We start from the raw sequence: 19,823 nt of genomic DNA, 5'->3' as shown, positions 1-19,823 counted from the left end.
GAGATAAGAAATAAAGGCTCCTGCATTGCCGATATATGCACAACGTATGAGCCTTTGGTTGAAATTATATGTTTCATTCATCTTTTGGGCATCCATGCACGTTTTTGTGCGGATGCTTTTTTCATCTATTCAGCGTCAATTATGATTTTCTTTCCTTTGAGCTTTGGAATCCGTATTTCTAACAATCCGTTCTTATAGGAGGCCTTTACTTTCTTTTCGTTAATAGGCTGATCAAAGCCGATCGTTCTGCTTGTTCGCTGAATAGATTGTCTTCTTCGGAATGATTTAGTAGTTTCATTTTGTTCTGATATTGTTTCATCCCTGTTAACGGAAATTGTTAAATAATTGCCTATTACATTGATATGAATTTGTTCTTTTTTTACCCCCGGCAATTCGGCTGCCACGATATGTTCTCTGTCCGTTTCTGTTACATCTACATGAAAAGAGGAAGGCGGAAAAGGGGACTTGAAAAATTCATCAATGGTTTGCAGGAAACCTTTGACAGGCTTTTCGTTAAAAAAATCATTCATTGATTTCATTATTTCTCCGAACGGTTCCTGTCTGTTCCGTTTAGGATCGATTGGCAGATTTGAAGACATAGGGGAATCTCCTCTCTTTGCAGAATTATTCACAATATAATATGTTCTGATAAGAACAAGGGTGCCGTGAAATAGGTAAATAAAATTTGAACGATTTATGACAGATAGCTCCAATGTGATGTTTATCACACGCTCATGTAAAAAATGATTGTATGTTAAGACTGTGTAATGATTTGAGGGAGGGGATTATCAGACCCCTCCGAAACAAGATAGAAGGCAAACTCTGAAAAAACAATTCTATCTTTTGTCATTTCCGGAGGGGTCAGACCCTTATAAGTCAGCTGCCCCTTTCTGAATCATAATATTTCTTCTAATAACCGTTCCGGGGTTAAAATCATGTCTCCGTTTACGTCCATTTCGATCAAATTTTCTTTTTTCATTTTGGTCAATGTACGGCTTACAGTTTCTCTTGTCGTACCAATCATGTTTGCCAGGTCTTTATTCGTGAATTCAGCTTTTAGTAAAAAGCTGCCGTTACCTAAATTAGCACCATGTTCTTTTGCAAGCCTGATAAGAAGTTTGATGATTTGTTCGTATGTATTATTTAAAATTAGTTCTTCGAGCCGGTTCTGGAGGTCAACGATTTTTTCACCAAGAATTTTAAAGACTTTTATGCATAGTTTAGGGTTTTCGATAAGTACATTTTCAAAGCCGGATATCGGCACAACCACCAGTGTTGATTTTTCAATTACTTCTGCAAAAGCAGGGTATTCACCTTTACGGAAAAAACCGACATGTGGAAACATATCTCCTTTTTTCAGGATTGCGATGATTTGTTCTTTTCCATGTATATCTGTTTTGTAAATTTTAATTTTTCCATCATGAATAAAATATACGTTTTCCAGTGGTTCTCCTTGCATAAAGACATGGCTGCCTTTTTTCCATTCTCTCGATAAAGACACAGAAACTATTTTTCCTATTTCCTGATCATTTAGTTCCCTAAAAAGATCGAAAGCAGAAAGCGCGTTTGTTATTTCCTCATTGTTCATGATTTCACCTCAAAAGATTGAACTGTTGAACATATTGTAACAAATGGTTATGTTTATAGGTAATGATAACCTGCCGGGGCTGGCTCATAAGCAAAGGGTCAGACCCATTATACAAAAATTAGAAAAACATAAAGCGTATAATTCTCTTTTATAACGAACGTCTATTCGCTACAATAGATGGTATGAGGTGAGAGAGTTGAACGTTCGGAAAAATTTACAAGATATACTGTCGATTTTTAAAAATAACGATGACTTCAGGAAAAACATTGTCCACTGGCACACGATTGAAGAAAGAGAAGCCAAGTCAGTCGAATTGCCTGAAGGAATCCATCCGTCCTTAAAGCAAGCACTTGCGAATAGAGGAATTCACAAGCTATACACCCATCAAAAATCAGCCTTTGATGCTGTCATGGAAAACAAAAGCATTGTTGCTGTCACTCCGACTGCTTCCGGAAAAACATTATGTTATAACTTGCCGGTTCTCGAGACAATTATCAATGATCCGAATGCGAGAGCTTTATATATTTTTCCGACAAAAGCGCTTGCGCAAGACCAAAAAAGCGAAATCAATGAGTTGATACAGGAAACAGGGCTGAGTATCAACAGTTATACATATGACGGTGATACTCCATCAAATATACGCCAAAAAGTCCGGAAAGCCGGACACATCGTCATAACGAACCCTGATATGCTTCATTCAGCTATCCTTCCTCATCATACAAAATGGGTTTCTTTATTTGAAAACTTGAAATATGTCGTGATCGATGAACTTCATATTTACAGAGGAGTATTCGGCAGCCATGTTGCCAATGTCATCAGGCGCCTGCGAAGGATTTGCCGGTTTTACGGAAACGATCCGATTTTTATTTGTACATCAGCAACAATTGCCAATCCGCTTGAACTGGCTGAAACTCTTACTGAAAAGAAAATGGTGCTGATTGACAATAACGGGGCTCCAAGCGGAAGAAAGCATTTTCTATTTTACAACCCCCCGGTTGTCAATAAGCCTTTAAACATTCGAAGAAGCGCCACACTTGAAGCTCGAAAGCTTGCAGGAGAGTTGTTGAAAAACAAAATCCAAACGATTGTATTTGCACGAAGCAGGGTACGGGTTGAAATTTTGCTTACTTATTTGCAGGACCTCGTAAAATATCAGTTAGGGAAAAAATCGATCAGAGGATATCGAGGCGGATATTTGCCTACTGAACGGAGGGAAATTGAAAAAGGCCTTCGCTCCGGCGAAATTTATGGGGTTGTCAGTACGAATGCCCTTGAATTAGGCGTTGATATTGGGCAGCTTCAAGTGTGCATTATGACAGGCTATCCCGGTACAATAGCAAGCGCCTGGCAGCAGGCGGGAAGGGCCGGCAGAAGGCACGGAGAGTCGCTTGTCATCCTCGTTGCGAGCTCGAGCCCTTTAGATCAATATATTATCCAAAACCCGGATTTTTTCTTTAATAAAAGCCCGGAAACAGCCAGAATCAATCCGGACAATCTCATTATTTTAGTTGATCATATGAAATGTGCAGCATTTGAATTGCCGTTTAAACAAGGAGAGAAATTCGGTACAGCCGAAACGGAGGATATTTTGGAATTTCTTGCGGAAGAAAGAGTGTTGTTTCAAAACGGTGATAAATGGTATTGGATGAACGACTCGTTCCCTGCCCACAATATTAGTTTGCGGTCGGCATCACAGGAAAACGTTGTAATCATCGACCAATCAGATGTGGCAAATGTGAAAGTGATCGGTGAAATGGACCGTTTTTCAGCGATGACGCTATTGCATGAAGAGGCCATTTACTTGCATCAAGGAGTTCAATATCAAGTCGAAAAGCTTGATTGGGAAGAAAAAAAGGCATATGTCAGGGAAGTAAATGTCGATTATTTTACCGATGCGAATCTTGCCGTAGAACTGAAAGTACTTGAAGTGGATAAAACGAGGGACGACAACGAAACCGAAATTTCGTTCGGCGATGTTAGCGTCCGCGCGATGGCGACGATTTTCAAAAAAATCAAATTTGAAACGCACGAAAATATTGGATCAGGCCCTATTCATCTTCCCGAGGAAGAACTGCACACGAGTTCAGCTTGGATCTCATTGAAAAAAGAGTTAAAAGATATGGGGCAGGACCGGCTTGAACAGGGGTTAATCGGCGCCGCTCATGCACTAAAACATATCGCTCCTTTGTTTGTGATGTGCGATCCGCAGGATATTCATGTTGTTCCGCAAGTGAAGGCGGCTCATAATGAAAAGCCGACCATTTTCTTTTATGACCGTTATCCGGGCGGAATTGGCTTAAGCGAAAAAATTTACGAGGGAATGGAAACAGTCCTTAAGGAAACAAAACAAATGGTTCATACCTGCCGTTGCGAACATGGCTGTCCATCATGCATTGGCATTGAGAGCGAAAGCTCCACTGTGAAAAATGATGTTTTGAAATTATTGGACATGTTAATTTCCGATGCTGTACCACAAGGGATGAGAAATCATGACAATTAAAAATAAATTAAACCGGCTCAAATCCAATCTTGTGAGGGAAGAAAAATCGATTCATATTGAGAAACAAAGTGTCATGGAAATGGAAATTCCTTTTTTAGAAGAGTGGAAAAAGGAAAATACAACGCCATTTTTTTTCGATAACAGTTATTGCTTCGTACGCGAAGTCGTCTATCCTCTTGCTTATAAGCATGGAAAATATCGCTTCAGTGATTTTATTGAGGCCGTTCATGCTTGGAATCATTCGGACATTTCCCATCCGCTTTCAGCGGCTGGATATGAACCGGGTGATCTTTTCTTTTTTGATACGGAAACAACGGGCCTTGGCGGAGGTGCGGGCAATACGATTTTTTTGCTTGGACATGCGAGTGTTTCAGGATCGAATTTTATTTTGAAACAGCACATTCTTCCCCACCCGGGAGCGGAAATCCCGCTGTATCAAAGCTTCTTGGAAAATGTTGATTACAGGACGCTAGTAACGTACAACGGGAAATCTTTTGACTGGCCTCAAGTAAAAACTAGGCATACATTAATCAGGGAGCATGTGCCTAAGCTTCCTCCTTTCGGGCATTTTGATCTTTACCATGCGGCCAGAAGAATATGGAAACATAAACTCGATAATATAAAATTATCGACAGTTGAAAAAGAAATACTAGAAATAGAAAGAAAAGATGATATTCCGGGTTTCCTTGCACCAATGATTTATTTTGATTTTGTGGAAAGAAAAAATCCTGAAGGTATGTTTGGAATCTTGAAGCACAATGAAAGGGATATTTTGTCTTTAATTACACTGTATACCCATCTTTCCTTTCAATTGCTCGGGCTTGACGCCAATCAAACGAGTAAAGAAACGTATGAAGTAGGAAGATGGTATGCGGCGCTGGGGGAATCAGAAGCTGCCCGGAACGTATTTTCACAGCTTGCAAATCATTCTGGACAAGAAGCAATTTCTGCCAAGATTGCCTTGGCATACGAGCAAAAGAAGCAGAAGAACCGGGATGAAGCTTTGTCACTCTTTCATGAAGTTTGTAAGCACGGAAATAAAAAAGCACAAAAAGAAGCGTGCATTGAGGCGGCAAAGCTGCTTGAACATTGGAAAAAAGATTATGAACAAGCCCTTAATTATGCAGAAAAAGCCAAAAAGATTCATGAAGAGCAATTAAAAGTATTGCGGGTAAAAAGCGATCCTTTTTTAGAAGAAATAAATAAAAGGATCACAAGATTATCGAAAAAATATCAGCACTCAGAGACAAACAGAAACAGTAATTTAATCTTTTAATTTGTAACAAATTCTTAACAATTTTCTTCCGAAAACGGCTTTTTTCCAGTTGTCTGCACCTATTGAAAAGAGTAAAATGTAAAATTGAATGGAATGATTCAAACGGAAAATAGAAAATATTTGTGAGGCTGATCGCAGTGTATAGAACTCTACTATTTTTGTTTTTCCTAGTAATCTGTTTAACTGCATTTATTTTTACTACACTAAAAGATAGTTTTTATACATTTTTATAAACCGTTTTTATTTGAAGAATTCGCCGCCTAAATATTAAGAAAATAGGTTCTTTCATTAGTACAAGAATCCCCTATCCTACATAGGCTGTTAATGTAATAAGTCTACTAGGAAGGAGAAAGCGAAATGTTTTGTAAACCAAGTCATATATTACCTGCAGTTGTTCATCCTACAAAATGCTGTGTAGATCATAATTTCGTTAATAATGTGGTTCCCCATATCCATCCGACTCATACAACAACGGTAAACCACATTAATTACCAACACCAGCATCACTTCCCGCAATCGCAGTCGGTCGTGAATAAAGTAACCAATCAACATTTTTTTAACCCGCCTTGCCCTGTGCCAGGATTCGGTCCTCGGCCAAGACCGGGTGCGGTAGCCGGTGCGTTTGAACCAGGCTATGGACCAGGACCGGGCTTCGGGCCAGGGTATGGACCGGGTTATGGACCAGGCATGGGACCAGGTGAAGTAGCTGGTGCTTTTGATTATCCGGGTGCACAAAAACCGCCAAATTGGAGATAGTTGGATTTAGTAAGTAAACAAGGGCTGAAACGGCCCTTGTTTACTTACATACATATTTTGCGATATAATTTCATATCATTGTTTTGTATGCCGGCAGCCATGATTTGCCGGCTAATTCTAAAGCGTAAATGCAAATGAAGATCATTTGACTTACTAACTGCAATAAAGGAAGAACAGTTAAAAAGAGAAGCGCTTTGATCAATAACATTTGAAAGATAAATTGACAATTATGCATATTTTTGAAAGAATATTATGTAACGATGGCGAAATATTGAGGTGAGTGTCATGCTGTCTGATAAAATTAAGTTAACAGCGAAGGATATTTTGGAAAAAGAATTTAAAACAGCAATGCGCGGCTATAAACAGGAAGATGTAGATAAGTTTTTAGATATAATTATTAAAGATTATGAAACCTTTCATCAAGAAATTGAAGATTTGAAGCAAGAAAACTTGAAGTTGAAAAAACAGTTGGAAGAATCTTCAAAACGCCAAAACACACAGGCGGTTGCCGGAACAACGAACTTTGATATTTTAAAACGCCTCTCCAACCTTGAAAAACATGTGTTCGGCAACAAATTGTATGATTGATAATAGCTGGTTTATTTTCTATTTGAAAACCATTGATATTGATGCCTGCATTACATATAATATCATTTGAAGTCATTAATAACGTTCGGGTAATCGCTGTAACTGGCTATTCAGTTGCAGAGGAAAGTCCATGCTCGCACGAGCTGAGATGCTCGTAGTGTTCGTGCCTAGCGAAATCATAAGCTAGGGCAGTTGGGCCGTTTGGGCTCGGCTGACGGCTGGGAAAATGCCTAAGTCCTGTTGGATATGGCATGAGTACCTATAAAAGTGCCACAGTGACGAAGCCTTTTCAGAAATGAAAAGGGTGGAACGAGGTAAACCCCGCGAGCGAGAAACCCAAATAATGGTAGGGGCACCTTCTCTGAGGAAATGAACGAGGAGAAGGACAGATTGATGATTCAATCTGTAGATAGATGATTACCGCCGGAGTACGAGACGAAAGTCGTTATAGTACGATGGTACAGAACATGGCTTACAGAACGTTATTAATGGAATATGTATGATAAACAAAGGCTCTCCTCTGTTAAGGAGAGCTTTTCTTATATTGTTTTTTTAATATGCTTCAACTATGTCATATTAGGACTGGAGGGCAATGAAATTTCAAATGTTAAACGAAAAGAATGAAAAAGAAATTGAATCGCTGGCAGACATTGTATTCCAAAGAATGCAAGAGGGTATGATCGTCTTGGATCCATTTTTTCAAATACTTTGTATGAACCCATGGGGACAAAAGGTAACCGAATATAGCGAAGAAGAATTACGGGGCACTGATTTCTCCAGTTTGTTTGTAAACATAAACGATTATGAGAGTATGAAAAACCATTTACATAGTGAAGGAAAATGGAAAGGTGAAATCTGGAAAAAACGAAAAAGCGGAGAGATTTATCAGGAATGGATGAATGCAAGTGCTGTCTACAATGAAGCCGGTAAGCTTATTAATTACGTAATTGTTTTCAGAGATTTGACAAAGCAGAAAAAATCGCAAAGCGAAATTCGTTTAGCAGCAAAAGTGTTTGAAAACATAAGTGAAGGTGTTATGGTAACAGACGAAAATGGTCAAATACTATCTGTAAATCCTGCTTTTGAGATTGTCACCGGTTATCATGAAGAAGAAGTAATTGGCAAAAACCCAAATCTCCTCCAATCCGGTATTCATGAACAAAAGTTTTATGAAAAGATGTGGAAAGATATTTTTGAAAAGGGAAAATGGAAGGGAGAGATATGGAATAAACGAAAAAACGGCGAAATCTATCCGGAGTGGCTGACAATTAGCACGATTAAGGATGAAGACGGAAACGTGACAAATTACATTGGAGTATTTTCAGATATTACAGACCGGAAGAACACCGAAGAGCAGCTGCGTATTCTTGCCCATCATGATTCATTGACAGGTGTGGACAACCGTTACTCATTACTAAAAAGGCTCGAAGAATTGTTGAACACTGCACAAAAATACAACCAGCAGCTTGCTGTCCTTTTTTTGGATTTGGACCGTTTTAAGCATATTAATGATACACTGGGCCATAATTACGGTGACTTACTTTTAAAAAATGTTGCTGCAAGGTTAAAGGGACTTTTAAGGAATAAAGACATAATTGCGAGACTTGGCGGAGATGAATTTGTTATTGTCATTCCTAATATTAAACATCCAAAAGATGCAGCCAAATATGCGGAAGAAATTATCCATTCACTTAGAGAACCATTTATGCTTGAACAACATGAAGCTTATATATCAACGAGTATTGGAATAAGCCTTTTTCCGTTTGATGGGATAAATGTAAAAAACTTATTGGTGAACGCCGATAAAGCGATGTATCAGGCAAAAGAGCGCGGAAAAAATCAATTTGAGTTTTACCATAAGGAAATGCATAGCAATCAACCGGTAAAAATGAAAATTGAAAACTATTTGCGAAAAGCCCTAGACCGAAATGAGTTTTTCCTTGAATATCAACCGCAAGTGGAAACAAGAACCGGTAAAATTTCTGGGGTTGAAGCTCTGCTCCGCTGGTATCAACCTGAAGTTGGCAGTGTGTCACCCAGCGATTTTATTCCGATAGCAGAAGACACAGGATTGATTATTCCCATCAGTGAATGGGTAATTAAAACAGTGTTAGAAGATATAAGACAGCTGCATGTAAATGGCTTCCTAAATCTTAAGGTTTCCATAAATATTTCAGCTCAACACTTTGCTCAAGACAGATTTTTAAACACAATCGATAAGATGATTCAAGCATCTAATATCAATCCTTATTGTGTTGAACTTGAATTAACCGAACGGGTTATTATGCCAAATGCTCCTGAAACAATAAAAAAACTAGTTAAACTGAAACAGCTCGGGATCAAGTTGTCGGTTGATGATTTTGGAACAGGTTATTCATCTCTTAGTTATTTGAATAAATTCCCTATTGACACATTAAAAATAGACAAAAGCTTTATAAAAAACATTCATAAATATAAAGAGGATTCTTCTATCGTGAAAGCAATCATTACAATGGCGAAGCAGCTGCAGATGATTACAGTGGCCGAAGGTGTTGAAAATCAGAAGCAGTTTGATTTTTTACTTACGGAAGGATGCGATCAAGTCCAAGGCTTTTACATAACGAAACCGCTCAAATTTGAACAACTTAAAAAATTTCTTGAAGAATGGGATCCTGAATTATTGTAACAGGGGGAAAATATGGACAATTATCAATTAATTGCAACTTCTGCAATGGGGCTTGAAGCACTGGTTGCAAAAGAAGTAAGGGATTTAGGTTATGAATGTCAAGTGGAAAACGGGAAGATCAGTTTTTCCGGTGACGAAAGGGCGATTGCCCGCACAAATTTATGGCTGAGAACTGCGGACCGGATCAAATTAAAAGTTGGAGAATTTAAAGCAACCAGCTTTGATGAATTATTTGAGAAAACGAAAGCACTTCCATGGGAAAAATACTTGCCGGAAGACGCTGAGTTTCCCGTCATCGGGAAATCGGTTAAATCGAAATTGTTCAGTGTTTCTGATTGTCAGGCCATCGTAAAAAAAGCGGTTGTTGACCGTTTGAAAACGGCTTATAAACGAACATCCCGGTTTGAAGAAACCGGCGCGCTTTTTCGGATTGAAGTGGCTCTGCTGAAAGATATTGCAACGATCACGATCGATACGAGCGGGAGCGGGCTCCATAAACGCGGCTACCGTGCCGCACAAGGCGAGGCCCCGTTAAAAGAGACTCTTGCAGCGGCATTGGTTATGCTGACGAACTGGACCCCTGACCGCCCGTTTGTCGATCCTTTTTGCGGATCGGGTACGATTCCGATAGAAGCGGCATTGATCGGGCAAAATATTGCAACGGGGTTTAATCGCGAATTTGTGTCCGAAACATGGAATTGGATGCCTAATAAAATATGGGATGATGTCAGAACTGAGGCGGAGGACCTTGCGAATTACGACCAGCCCTTAGATATTACCGGATCGGATATTGATCATCGCATGATTAAAATTGCCGAGGAAAATGCGTTTGAAGCAGGACTTGGCGATTTAATCCATTTTAAACAAATGCAAGTGAAGGACTTTACAACAAAAAAGGAATACGGAGTCATCGTTGGGAATCCGCCATATGGAGAAAGGCTTGGAGAGAAAAAAGCAGTTGAGCAAATGTATCAGGAAATGGGACAGGCATTTGCGCCTTTAGAAACATGGTCGATTTATATGTTAACATCCCACCCTGATTTCGAGAAGTTTTACGGAAAGCCTGCGACCAAAAAACGCAAATTGTTTAACGGCTTCATACGAACCGATTATTATCAATACTGGGGGAAAAGACCGCCGCGCATTTAAAACATATCCTAAGATATTTTGATTGGAAATCTCGTAATAAACTTTTCCATGCAAAACTTTATAAGATGATAGTAATAACTATGCTTGGAACAGGGAATAGAGGAGGCGAAGATGTAACTTACATTGTAAACATGTGGGGAACTGCTTTGAAGGAACAGAATGATAAATATAATCCTTTAAATGATATTGAGATATAACGATAAAAAAGACGGTGCTCTCAGCATCGTCTTTTTAACTTATATTTACTTTTCATAAAATTAAAGAATTTATTTATATTTTTGATTTAACTTTCATTGACTTTTATATTATTCTAGTATACTATGTTTCATGAATGCGCATTCATTGAGAAAATGTTGTTGATTGCTTCTATGAAAAGACTATCAAAACAAAGGGGATATTTGTATGACAAACACTCAAAGTGCATTTTTCATTCCTTCAGTCAATCTATTTGGTCCAGGATCTGTTAATGAAGTTGGAACTCGATTAGCCGGTCTTGGTGTGAAGAAAGCTTTATTAGTTACAGATGCTGGCCTTCACGGCTTAGGTCTTTCTGAAAAAATTGCCGGTATCATTCGTGGTACTTATTACCAGTTGCATCGTAAAAATCAGGATTGTCAAATGTGTAATAAGCTAACCCTTCACGTCAGTTTATACAATGAATTTCCTCAATATGAAATCTCTTCCTATTTTATAATAAAAATGAATTTAATACAATACAAAGAAAAACCAATTCTATTCTTAACATTCCCGTATTGGATATAGTTTTAACTTTTTTACATAAATTTAGTAAATTATTATATAATCAATTTATCAAACTAAAATACTAAATAAAAAAGAGGTATGTGTATGAAGAAAAAATAAAGCCTTATCATCTCAATTTTCATTTTTACTATTCTCTTAACGGGTTGTGTAAAATTTAATACCACTTTAAAGATTCATTCTGATGGGAGCAGTGATTTAACTATTATCTATGGAATAGATAAGCAAGTAGCTTCTATAGATGGGACCATGACAAAAAGCATGGAAGAAACTAAAAAAGAGGCGGAGACCCGAGGTTTTAAAGTTGTAAATTTTAAAGATGATAAATATATTGGATTGAAATTAGAAAAGCATTTTGACACCTATGAAGATTTAGCGAAAAAAGAAGATATGAGACTTTTCGATCTTAAAGTAGAAGAGAAGAAGGGTTTCTTTAAGAATAAATATTCTATCTCAGGAAATTTTGACTTCACAGGAATGATGGATGACGCTGGTACGGAAGAATTTGACCAACAAATGGCCTCATCAATGATGAGTCAAATGGACTTGAACTTTACTTTGGTTTTGCCAACTAAAGTTGGTGAAAATAATGCTTCAGAAATAAAGGATGATGGAAAAACATTGGTGTGGGAGTTTTTGCCAAATGTGAATAACGACATTGAATTCGAATTTGAAAAAGTGAATTATCTAAATATCGGATTGCTAATATTCGGTGGAATTATTTTAGCAGTAGTTATTTTTGTGTTCATAAAGAGAAAAAGAAAATCTGCAGGTATATCTATTGAACAGTAAAAGTGAAAAATTATTAAATTAGCCCTTCTCATTCGAGAGGGGTTAATCATCGTTCCGATAAATGATTCCTCGTTCACATTTATAAGCTTTCATGCCATTATTTGACCAAAGGATCGTCCACTCCAGTTTTTTTGCTGAATCATAATACTTGACTCTGCTAGTTCATAAGCTAAAATGAATGTTGTCTGTTTTATATTTTTAAGAAAATGAAAGCGTCTTTTGAAAGGCGCTTTCCGTTTCTTTATGCGGGGGAATAACATGATAAGCCGATTGCCTTTTACGATATCTAAGACAGAGTCATTTTTTCAAAAACTGAATGAGTGGATCGGAGATGTATTTTATGACATCCTTCCGGAAGCAGGATTTGAACTGAGGGATGAACAAGTTTATATGGCATTCCAGCTTGAAAAAGCTTTTAAAGAAAAGAAAGTAATTTTTGCCGAAGCCGGGGTTGGAACGGGAAAAACGATCGTCTACCTCTTATACGCCATCGCGTATGCCCGTTACACGAATAAGCCGGCGATTATTGCTTGTGCAGATGAAACATTGATTGAGCAGCTGGTAAAGAAGGAAGGGGATATCGCCAAATTAGAAAAAGCATTATCCCTCAATATTGATGTACGGCTTGCAAAGTCGAGAGATCAGTATTTGTGCTTAAATAAACTGGATCATGTTTACCTTCAAGAAGAGGAATATGCCGATGTTTATGAAAGGCTGCCTGTGTTTGTTCATGGAGATTCATCGATGCAGCCTTTCCATCATTACGGTGACCGTAAAGATTACCCTGAGCTGTCGGATAAGCAATGGGAAAAAGTAGCGTGGGATCCTCTTCAAGATTGCTTCAGCTGCCCCAAACGGCATCGGTGCGGCCAAACACTTCACCGTGAATATTATCGGGGAGCTCGAGACTTAATCATCTGTTCGCACGATTTTTATATGGAACATATTTGGACGAAAGAGTCAAGAAAACGCGAAGGTCAGCTCCCGCTTTTGCCGGAATCTTGTGCAGTTGTTTTTGATGAAGGCCATCTTCTCGAGTTTGCGGCTCAAAAAGCGCTAACGTACCGGTTAACGGAACAAACATTAGAAAATCTTTTGACAAGATTATCAGCGAATGATATCAGAGAAAACACGTTAATAAAAACAGAAGAAGTGATCTTTCAGAGCGAAGCGTTTTTTGATGCGTTAACAATCGCCTCTTCAAAAGTAGCTGGATCTGATAAACAAGCGATCGAGAAAAACGAATCCGTTCTAGAACGTGGAAGAATGCTTCTCAAAACTATTCATGATCTGGAAGAAGAATTAGTGTTCGAAAGTGAAATGTTTACGATCAACGAATATGATTTAAAAATAGTTGAAGAATACCTGGAACAAATTACGTACTCGCTGTCGCTATTTTTGAAAGAAACAAAGGGGATTTCATGGCTTGAAAACAATGATGATGAAAGAACATTAGTCATTATGCCAAGAATGGTAAAAGAAATTATGAGGGAAGAAGTATTTTCTCAAAATATACCGTTTATTTTTTCTTCAGCGACGCTTTCTGAAAATCAATCTTTTGAATATATGGCAAGAAGTCTTGGCATTGATCAATATTTATCTTTTTCAGTTGCTTCGCCTTTTGACTATGATCAAAATATGAAGATTTTCTTAAAGAAATGTCCATCAACCGATCTATCGGAAAAGATGGCTTATACACTGAAGGAAATAATAAAGGCAAACGGAAAAACCCTTGTATTATTTAATGATTCAAACCACTTGTCAGAGTTTAAGAAGTTTGCAGGAGAATCATCACCTTTTCCGATTTACTATGAAGGTGATGCAGAAATCAGTATGCTTGTTTCCAAGTTTCAAAATGAAGAAGAATCCGTTCTTTGTTCCACCCATCTTTGGGAAGGGTTGGATATTCCCGGAAGTTCTCTGGAACAAGTCATCATCTTTTCGCTTCCATTTCCGCCGAAAGATCCTGTGTTTACTGCCAAACGTGAAGAATCGGACAATCCTTTTTGGGAAGTCGACATTCCCTACATGCTCCTGTGCTTAAGACAAGGTGTCGGAAGGCTGATCAGGAGCCGCAATGATAAGGGTCAAGTACACATATTACTAAACGAAGAAGAAAAAAATGAAGTCATTGAACAAGTGAAAAAGGTATTGCCAACAAAAGTCGCTGAAATTTAAATTTTGAGGATGACGGTCATTGTATTTTCCCTCATCCTCTTTTTTCGTAAAACGAAATTTTAAAGTAAAAATAAGCTATTTATCAGAAAAATATGATAAAATTGAAAAACAGGTTTATTTTTTTAGGAGGAATTTTCCGTGAGTAAAGCATTGAGACGAATAGAAAAAGAATTTTTAGAATATGTGAAGAAAATGACTGCTTTTTCGGAAGCGCTTTCCCTTCTTTATTGGGATCTTCGAACAGGAGCTCCAAAAAAGGGAGCAGAACAGCGTTCAGAAGTGGTCGGAATACTTTCTTCAGAAGTTTTTAAAATGTCAACATCGGAAGAAATGGCTGCATACATAGTAAAATTGTCATCAGCAGAAGATTTATCAGAAGTGACGAAAAAGACGTTGGAAGAATGTAAAAAAGAATATGACCGCAATCGAAAAATTCCTGCAGAAGAATATAAAGAATATGTCATTTTGCAGTCAAAGGCTGAATGTATTTGGGAAGAGGCAAAAGCAAAATCTGATTTTGAAATGTTCCGCCCATATCTTGAAAAACTGGTTGAAATGAATAAAAGATTTATTGGGTATTGGGGCTATCAAGGAAATAAATATAACACACTTCTTGATATGTACGAACCGGGTGTGACCGTAGAAATACTAGACCGTGTTTTCAGTAATTTGCGCGAAAAAATTGTTCCGTTGGTTAAGGAGATTTCCGAATCTCCCAATAAACCAAAAACGGACTTCCTATTTAAAAGATTTCCAAAAGAAAAGCAGCGCGAATTCAGCCTCGAGATACTTAAACAAATAGGGTATAGCTTTGATGCAGGCCGGTTGGATGAAACCGTTCATCCTTTCGCTATCGGTCTAAACCCGGGTGATGTGAGAGTTACGACAAAATATGATGAAAATGATTTCCGGACAGCTGTTTTCGGAACGATTCATGAAGGCGGACACGCTCTTTATGAACAAAATATTTCTTCCGGTCTAATCGGAACACCGCTTTGTACAGGAACATCGATGGGAATACATGAATCTCAATCATTGTTTTATGAGAATTTTGTCGGGCGCCATTATTCTTTCTGGAAGAAAAACTATAATTTATTGAAAAAATACGCAAATGGCCAATTCGATGACGTGGAACTGGATGAGTTTTACAGGGCGATCAATGAATCCAAACCATCGCTTATCCGAATTGAAGCAGATGAATTAACTTATCCGCTCCATGTCATAATTCGCTATGAGATTGAAAAAGGATTGTTTAATGATGAGATCAATGTGAGCGACCTTCCGCAAATATGGAATGATAAATATGAGGAATATTTAGGAATCCGTCCGGACAGTGATGCGGATGGCGTACTGCAGGACGTTCACTGGTCAGGAGGAAGTTTCGGCTATTTCCCTTCATATGCTTTAGGTTATATGTATGCAGCACAGTTTAAACAAGCAATGCTGAAGGATTTGCCAAACTATGACGAACTTCTAGAATCAGGAAATTTTCTTCCAATTAAGGAATGGTTTACTGAAAAAGTCCATCAATATGGAAAAATGAAGAAACCATTGGAAATATTGCAAGATGCTACCGGCGAAGGTTTAAACGCTAAATATTTAATTGATTATTTGTATGAAAAGTATAGAGAAGTATACCGGTTAGGCTAGATATTATTTTTTCTAGAAAATAATATGAAAGCAACCTTGTTATTTGAAAAGTTTTTACAAGGTTGTTTTTCATGTTGATTCATGTTATACAATCACAACGACAAACAACTCGGAAAACGGAGAGGAAAATGAAACACTATCTGCCTTATATTTGCATTGGTTTTGGTGCAGCATTATGGGGCTTGATTGCTTTTTTTGTAAGAGGCCTTTCAAGCTATGGATTCACGGCAATGGAAATAGTAGCAATTAGGGTGACTGCTGCAACAATCTTGTTATTGGTTATTGGACTTTTAAGATTTTCAAGCCAAATAAAAATACGTATGAAAGATTTGCCGATGTTTTTTGGAACGGGGATCTTAAGTATCGTCTTTTTTAATTGGTGTTATTTTACTGCGATTGATTATATGCCCATTTCACTAGCCGTTATATTGCTTTACACATCTCCGGCTTTTGTTGCTGTTCTATCGTACATTTTTTTGAAGGAATCGTTAACGGCTAAAAAGATAATAGCAGTGATCGGAACGATAACAGGTTGCGTTCTTATTGCGGGGCTAACCGGTGAATCGCAGCAAACGATATCGATTTGGGCACTGTTGATTGGACTTGGATCAGGGCTTGGCTATGCATTATATAGTATTTTTGGAAAGTTTGCGCTGCGAAAATATCCCCCGTTTACAGTAACTCTTTATACTTTTGTTGTTGCAGACATTGTCTTGTTTCCGGTTGTTCGTTTATGGGAGAAAAGTGAACTGTTACTGGATTTTAACGTGTTGGTATATGCCGCCGGGCTTGGGTTTATTCCAACTGTTCTTGCCTATTTTTTGTATACTTGGGGATTGGAAAGAGTAGAAAGCAGCACGGCGGCAGTTATCGCTACTGTCGAACCGATTGTGGCAACATGTCTTGGTGTTGTTCTTTATCATGAAAAATTAACAGGTCTGCAAATTGCAGGTTCTTTATTGATTCTTGCTTCTGTAATCGTTGTAAACCTTCCTGCCGGAAACAGTAATTTTAAAACAGTAGAGAAGGAAGGTTCATAAAAATAAACCTGCCTCGGCCAAAGATTGAGGCAGGTTCTGTAATTAATTATTACCAGAATTTATAACCTTTTGATCCCGGAGGAGCATTTTGAATGATATCTATTAACGGAATTGTGTACGCGAATAAAATTAGTGCAGCTGTAACGCCAAGCCATAATTTCCAATTTTCCAATACCATTGGAGTTTTTTCAGCTTCTTCAGCAACTTCTCCAACAGGGAATTCCTGCTCGCCTTTTGGTGCAAAGAATGCAAGGTTTATAAAGATGTAAAGCATTAAGATAATTGACAGGAACAAGATCGTACCGCCAACTGCCTGTGCAATTTGATATGGAATCCATTCCAAAGCCTGCTGAGAATCGCCGTAAGTTGAGAATGCTGAACGTCTTGGTGCTCCAAGAAGACCGGCAGCATGCATTGCACCTGACATAAAGGTCATCCCGATTGCCCAAAGGACACCTTGTACGATCGCAAGCTTATTCATTTTTTTAGTAAGTGTCCGACCGGTTAAATGCGGTATTAGCCAGTACGAAATACCAAAGTATGTTAAAATTACAGCAGTTGCTACTGTTAAATGGAAGTGTCCTGTTACCCAAATCGTATTATGGACGACTTGGTTCATTTGGTGGGAAGCATTGACGATACCGCCTGCACCCCCAGGAATAAATGCCAGCATTCCTATAAACGGCACGACAAAGCGTGCATCTCCCCATGGAAGCTTTTTGATCCAACCGAATAATCCAGTAGCACCTTTTGAACGGCCGAAATTCTCAAACGTTGCAAATAAAGAGAACGCAGTCATTAAAGATGGAATCGTTACCAAGAAAGTGATAATAACTTGCAAGAATTTCCATCCCGGATCAATCCCCGGTTCTAATAATTGATGGTGGAAACCAACAGGGATTGAGAAAAGCAATAATAAGATGAAAGATAAACGCGCCAATGAATCAGAGAAAATTTTTCCGCCAATAACTTTTGGTATAACGACATACCAAGCCATATACGCAGGCAGCAGCCAGAAGTATACAAGCGGATGTCCAAAATACCAGAAAAGAGTACGAGTGAGCAATACATTAACTGTATCAATTAAGCCTAAAGACCAAGGAAGCAATTGAGTCAGTACACTGATCGCAACTCCGATGGTTGCAATAATCCACAATAAGGTGTTTACTAATGCCATAAATGTAAGAAGAGGACTTGGTTTGCCAGGGTTGGCTTTTCTCCACTTTACATATGACATAATGACGACAACTCCGCCAAGCCAGCTTCCGACAATTACAAGAGTAAGTCCAAGATAGAAAATAGCATGAGCCTGCAGCGGTGCATAGAATGTATATAGTACAGATGCTTTATTCAGTAAAATCATAACGGCAGCCATTACTGTACCGATTGTCATTAACAAGAAACCGGCCCATCCGATGTTCCGCTGGCCGTTTGACAGCGTACCGGAAGTGCGGCTAACAGCTGCGATCTGAAAACCAGTTATAAAGAAAGTAGTTAAGACAAGTCCTAAAACAACACCGTGAACGGTCAATATTTGATAGTAGCCGATTCCGGCAGGCAATTCAAATTTACCTGAACGAACTAAAGTTTGTAATAATCCGCATAGTCCGCCAATTGCTAAAGCAATAAATGCCACATAAAAATGGGCCATCGCCAATTTGCCATCACGGCGGTCAACCTTTAAATAAGCTGATGGGCTATTCATTATTCAACCACCTCTATTTTTGAAGTCATCAAATGGTGACCGACACCACAGTATTCATTACATACAAGCGTATATTCTCCCGCTTTATCAAAGGTTGTGACTATTTCTGATATATATCCGGGTTCAAGCATCATGTTGATGTTTGTTCCGGCCATCTCAAATCCATGGACAACATCTTTTGTGGTAGCGATCACTTTCACTTTTGCCCCTTTTGGAACTTGTACTTGAGCAGGTTCATAAGTGAAGGCAGAAGCAACAAATACAAGTTCGTAGTCCCAATCTTTTCCTTCCACTTTCTTTAGACCGGGTTTATTAAATGGGGCTGTTTCGTCAACCTTTTCCGGATCGATGGTTGCAAGACAGCTTGGCGGTTGATTGCCCAAATAGAAAGCACTTACACCAACGGTCGACAAGAATACGATCAACATCCCGACACCGAATATTAGCCAAATTTTTTCGAACTTATGAAGATGCATGGCTTTTTTAACTCCTCTCTAACTTTTAAAAACGATCTAAATATAGATAGTAGACTCCTAACCAGGTGAAGACAATGAAAAAACCGAGCAAGAAAACGGAAGCTAATGTTCCCTTTAAGGAAGTGCTCTCTTCATTTTTAGCTTCTGTTTTTTTGGCAAGTTGCGGTTCTGCCATTGTATTTCCCTCCTTTCAGGAAATTGGAAATTATACTTAAGTACAATTTCATAATACAAAACAATTAGGAAACTTCCATATGCTTTCAGTAAGTTCACAAAGTATTCATTCCTTATGTAATTACTATGTTAATAGTGAAAAATTGAAATATCAGTGATTAAAGTCACATATAGCGGTTTGAAAATGTGAAGAAAATGTGAAGATTGTAATAGGGAATTGTTTGGCTGGACGACTTATGAAGAGAAGCGGATTCATTTTTTGCTTCAATTTTTAAATTCATTAAAAAAATTGAAACAAAATTGTATTCTAAAATATTATAAATTTCTCTCTATTGTTTTTGTGATAAATCCGAATATTTTTATTATTTTATTCTGAAACATTCGGCTATTGATTTATCTTTTTCTGATGTTATAATGTTAGTAATTTCATATGCATTCACTCATATAATGGCGGGGATATGGCCCGCGAGTCTCTACCGGAACACCGTAAATGTTCCGACTATGGGTGAGCAATGAAAATAACGCTA

The 19,823-nt window shown here is 38.2% G+C and carries 16 protein-coding genes, 1 other RNA gene and 1 riboswitch; of the genes, 12 read left to right on the top strand and 5 right to left on the bottom strand.

Annotated features, from left to right (window positions below):
• Window positions 1-125: 125 nt before the first annotated feature.
• Together C0966_RS08315 and C0966_RS08310 are read right to left on the bottom strand one after the other, a co-directional pair.
• Entirely contained in the window at window positions 126-599 is a 474-nt protein-coding gene (locus tag C0966_RS08315; RefSeq protein WP_274854836.1) for an Hsp20/alpha crystallin family protein, read from the bottom strand.
• Window positions 600-895: 296 nt separating this feature from the next.
• Window positions 896-1,588: a Crp/Fnr family transcriptional regulator gene (locus C0966_RS08310; RefSeq protein WP_274854833.1), complete on the bottom strand. Its 693-nt coding sequence runs from the start codon at window positions 1,586-1,588 to the stop codon at window positions 896-898.
• Between the two features lie 196 nt (window positions 1,589-1,784).
• On the opposite strand from C0966_RS08310, the gene C0966_RS08305 reads away from it, so the two are divergent.
• From C0966_RS08305 to C0966_RS08250, 12 genes are all read left to right on the top strand, one after another.
• Entirely contained in the window at window positions 1,785-4,088 is a 2,304-nt protein-coding gene (locus C0966_RS08305; protein WP_274854832.1) for a DEAD/DEAH box helicase, read from the top strand.
• Entirely contained in the window at window positions 4,078-5,364 is a 1,287-nt protein-coding gene (locus C0966_RS08300) for a ribonuclease H-like domain-containing protein (protein ID WP_274854830.1), read from the top strand. The genes C0966_RS08305 and C0966_RS08300 overlap by 11 nt, the downstream gene beginning before the upstream one ends.
• Before the next feature lie 357 nt (window positions 5,365-5,721).
• Window positions 5,722-6,120: a CotD family spore coat protein gene (locus tag C0966_RS08295; RefSeq protein ID WP_274854827.1), complete on the top strand. Its 399-nt coding sequence runs from the start codon at window positions 5,722-5,724 to the stop codon at window positions 6,118-6,120.
• Between the two features lie 285 nt (window positions 6,121-6,405).
• On the top strand, window positions 6,406-6,708 hold the full coding sequence (gene gpsB, locus C0966_RS08290) for a cell division regulator GpsB (RefSeq protein ID WP_274854825.1): 303 nt from the start codon (window positions 6,406-6,408) through the stop codon (window positions 6,706-6,708).
• Window positions 6,709-6,789: 81 nt separating this feature from the next.
• Window positions 6,790-7,188: RNase P RNA component class B (rnpB, locus tag C0966_RS08285), an RNA gene on the top strand.
• Between the two features lie 112 nt (window positions 7,189-7,300).
• Window positions 7,301-9,373, top strand: coding sequence for a sensor domain-containing protein (locus C0966_RS08280; RefSeq protein ID WP_274854824.1), 2,073 nt, complete (start codon window positions 7,301-7,303; stop codon window positions 9,371-9,373).
• Between the two features lie 12 nt (window positions 9,374-9,385).
• Window positions 9,386-10,522, top strand: coding sequence for a THUMP domain-containing class I SAM-dependent RNA methyltransferase (locus C0966_RS08275; RefSeq protein ID WP_274854822.1), 1,137 nt, complete (start codon window positions 9,386-9,388; stop codon window positions 10,520-10,522).
• A gap of 402 nt (window positions 10,523-10,924) precedes the next feature.
• Complete coding sequence (locus C0966_RS08270) at window positions 10,925-11,284, top strand: hypothetical protein (protein WP_274854821.1); 360 nt, start codon at window positions 10,925-10,927, stop codon at window positions 11,282-11,284.
• A gap of 105 nt (window positions 11,285-11,389) precedes the next feature.
• Window positions 11,390-12,073, top strand: coding sequence for an LppM family (lipo)protein (locus C0966_RS08265; protein WP_425535941.1), 684 nt, complete (start codon window positions 11,390-11,392; stop codon window positions 12,071-12,073).
• A gap of 258 nt (window positions 12,074-12,331) precedes the next feature.
• Window positions 12,332-14,251, top strand: coding sequence for an ATP-dependent DNA helicase (locus C0966_RS08260; RefSeq protein ID WP_274854818.1), 1,920 nt, complete (start codon window positions 12,332-12,334; stop codon window positions 14,249-14,251).
• Between the two features lie 138 nt (window positions 14,252-14,389).
• A complete protein-coding gene (locus C0966_RS08255) occupies window positions 14,390-15,901 on the top strand; it encodes a carboxypeptidase M32 (protein ID WP_274854816.1) in 1,512 nt (503 codons plus the stop codon).
• A gap of 128 nt (window positions 15,902-16,029) precedes the next feature.
• A complete protein-coding gene (locus C0966_RS08250) occupies window positions 16,030-16,941 on the top strand; it encodes a DMT family transporter (RefSeq protein ID WP_274854814.1) in 912 nt (303 codons plus the stop codon).
• Window positions 16,942-16,990: 49 nt separating this feature from the next.
• On the opposite strand, the gene C0966_RS08245 is transcribed toward C0966_RS08250, so the two are convergent.
• The 3 genes from C0966_RS08245 to C0966_RS08235 are packed head-to-tail and all read right to left on the bottom strand — an operon-like array spanning window position 16,991 to window position 19,297.
• A complete protein-coding gene (locus C0966_RS08245) occupies window positions 16,991-18,646 on the bottom strand; it encodes a b(o/a)3-type cytochrome-c oxidase subunit 1 (RefSeq protein WP_274854812.1) in 1,656 nt (551 codons plus the stop codon).
• Window positions 18,646-19,122, bottom strand: a complete 477-nt coding sequence (locus C0966_RS08240; protein WP_274854810.1) for a cytochrome c oxidase subunit II — start codon at window positions 19,120-19,122, stop codon at window positions 18,646-18,648. Before C0966_RS08240 ends, C0966_RS08245 begins: the two co-directional genes overlap by 1 nt.
• 25 nt (window positions 19,123-19,147) lie before the next feature.
• Entirely contained in the window at window positions 19,148-19,297 is a 150-nt protein-coding gene (locus C0966_RS08235; RefSeq protein WP_274854808.1) for a cytochrome c oxidase subunit 2A, read from the bottom strand.
• A gap of 419 nt (window positions 19,298-19,716) precedes the next feature.
• Window positions 19,717-19,818, top strand: a riboswitch (purine riboswitch).
• The last annotated feature ends 5 nt before the right edge of the window (window positions 19,819-19,823 follow it).

This window comes from Bacillus methanolicus, from assembly GCF_028888695.1.
GTDB classification, from domain to species: Bacteria; Bacillota; Bacilli; order Bacillales; family Cytobacillaceae; genus Bacillus_Z; species Bacillus_Z methanolicus_B.
The sequence above is the reverse complement of the archived record's forward strand: the minus strand, read 5'-3'. Positions and strand labels throughout refer to the sequence as shown.

Bases quoted from the DNA above. Each gene is read 5' to 3' on its own strand.
- C0966_RS08315 (WP_274854836.1), bottom strand. From the start codon at position 599: ATGTCTTCAAATCTGCCAATCGATCCTAAACGGAACAGACAGGAACCG.
- C0966_RS08310 (WP_274854833.1), bottom strand. From the start codon at position 1,588: ATGAACAATGAGGAAATAACAAACGCGCTTTCTGCTTTCGATCTTTTT.
- C0966_RS08300 (WP_274854830.1), top strand. From the start codon at position 4,078: ATGACAATTAAAAATAAATTAAACCGGCTCAAATCCAATCTTGTGAGG.
- C0966_RS08295 (WP_274854827.1), top strand. From the start codon at position 5,722: ATGTTTTGTAAACCAAGTCATATATTACCTGCAGTTGTTCATCCTACA.
- gpsB (WP_274854825.1), top strand. From the start codon at position 6,406: ATGCTGTCTGATAAAATTAAGTTAACAGCGAAGGATATTTTGGAAAAA.
- C0966_RS08280 (WP_274854824.1), top strand. From the start codon at position 7,301: ATGAAATTTCAAATGTTAAACGAAAAGAATGAAAAAGAAATTGAATCG.
- C0966_RS08275 (WP_274854822.1), top strand. From the start codon at position 9,386: ATGGACAATTATCAATTAATTGCAACTTCTGCAATGGGGCTTGAAGCA.
- C0966_RS08270 (WP_274854821.1), top strand. From the start codon at position 10,925: ATGACAAACACTCAAAGTGCATTTTTCATTCCTTCAGTCAATCTATTT.
- C0966_RS08260 (WP_274854818.1), top strand. From the start codon at position 12,332: ATGATAAGCCGATTGCCTTTTACGATATCTAAGACAGAGTCATTTTTT.
- C0966_RS08250 (WP_274854814.1), top strand. From the start codon at position 16,030: ATGAAACACTATCTGCCTTATATTTGCATTGGTTTTGGTGCAGCATTA.
- C0966_RS08245 (WP_274854812.1), bottom strand. From the start codon at position 18,646: ATGAATAGCCCATCAGCTTATTTAAAGGTTGACCGCCGTGATGGCAAA.
- C0966_RS08240 (WP_274854810.1), bottom strand. From the start codon at position 19,122: ATGCATCTTCATAAGTTCGAAAAAATTTGGCTAATATTCGGTGTCGGG.
- C0966_RS08235 (WP_274854808.1), bottom strand. From the start codon at position 19,297: ATGGCAGAACCGCAACTTGCCAAAAAAACAGAAGCTAAAAATGAAGAG.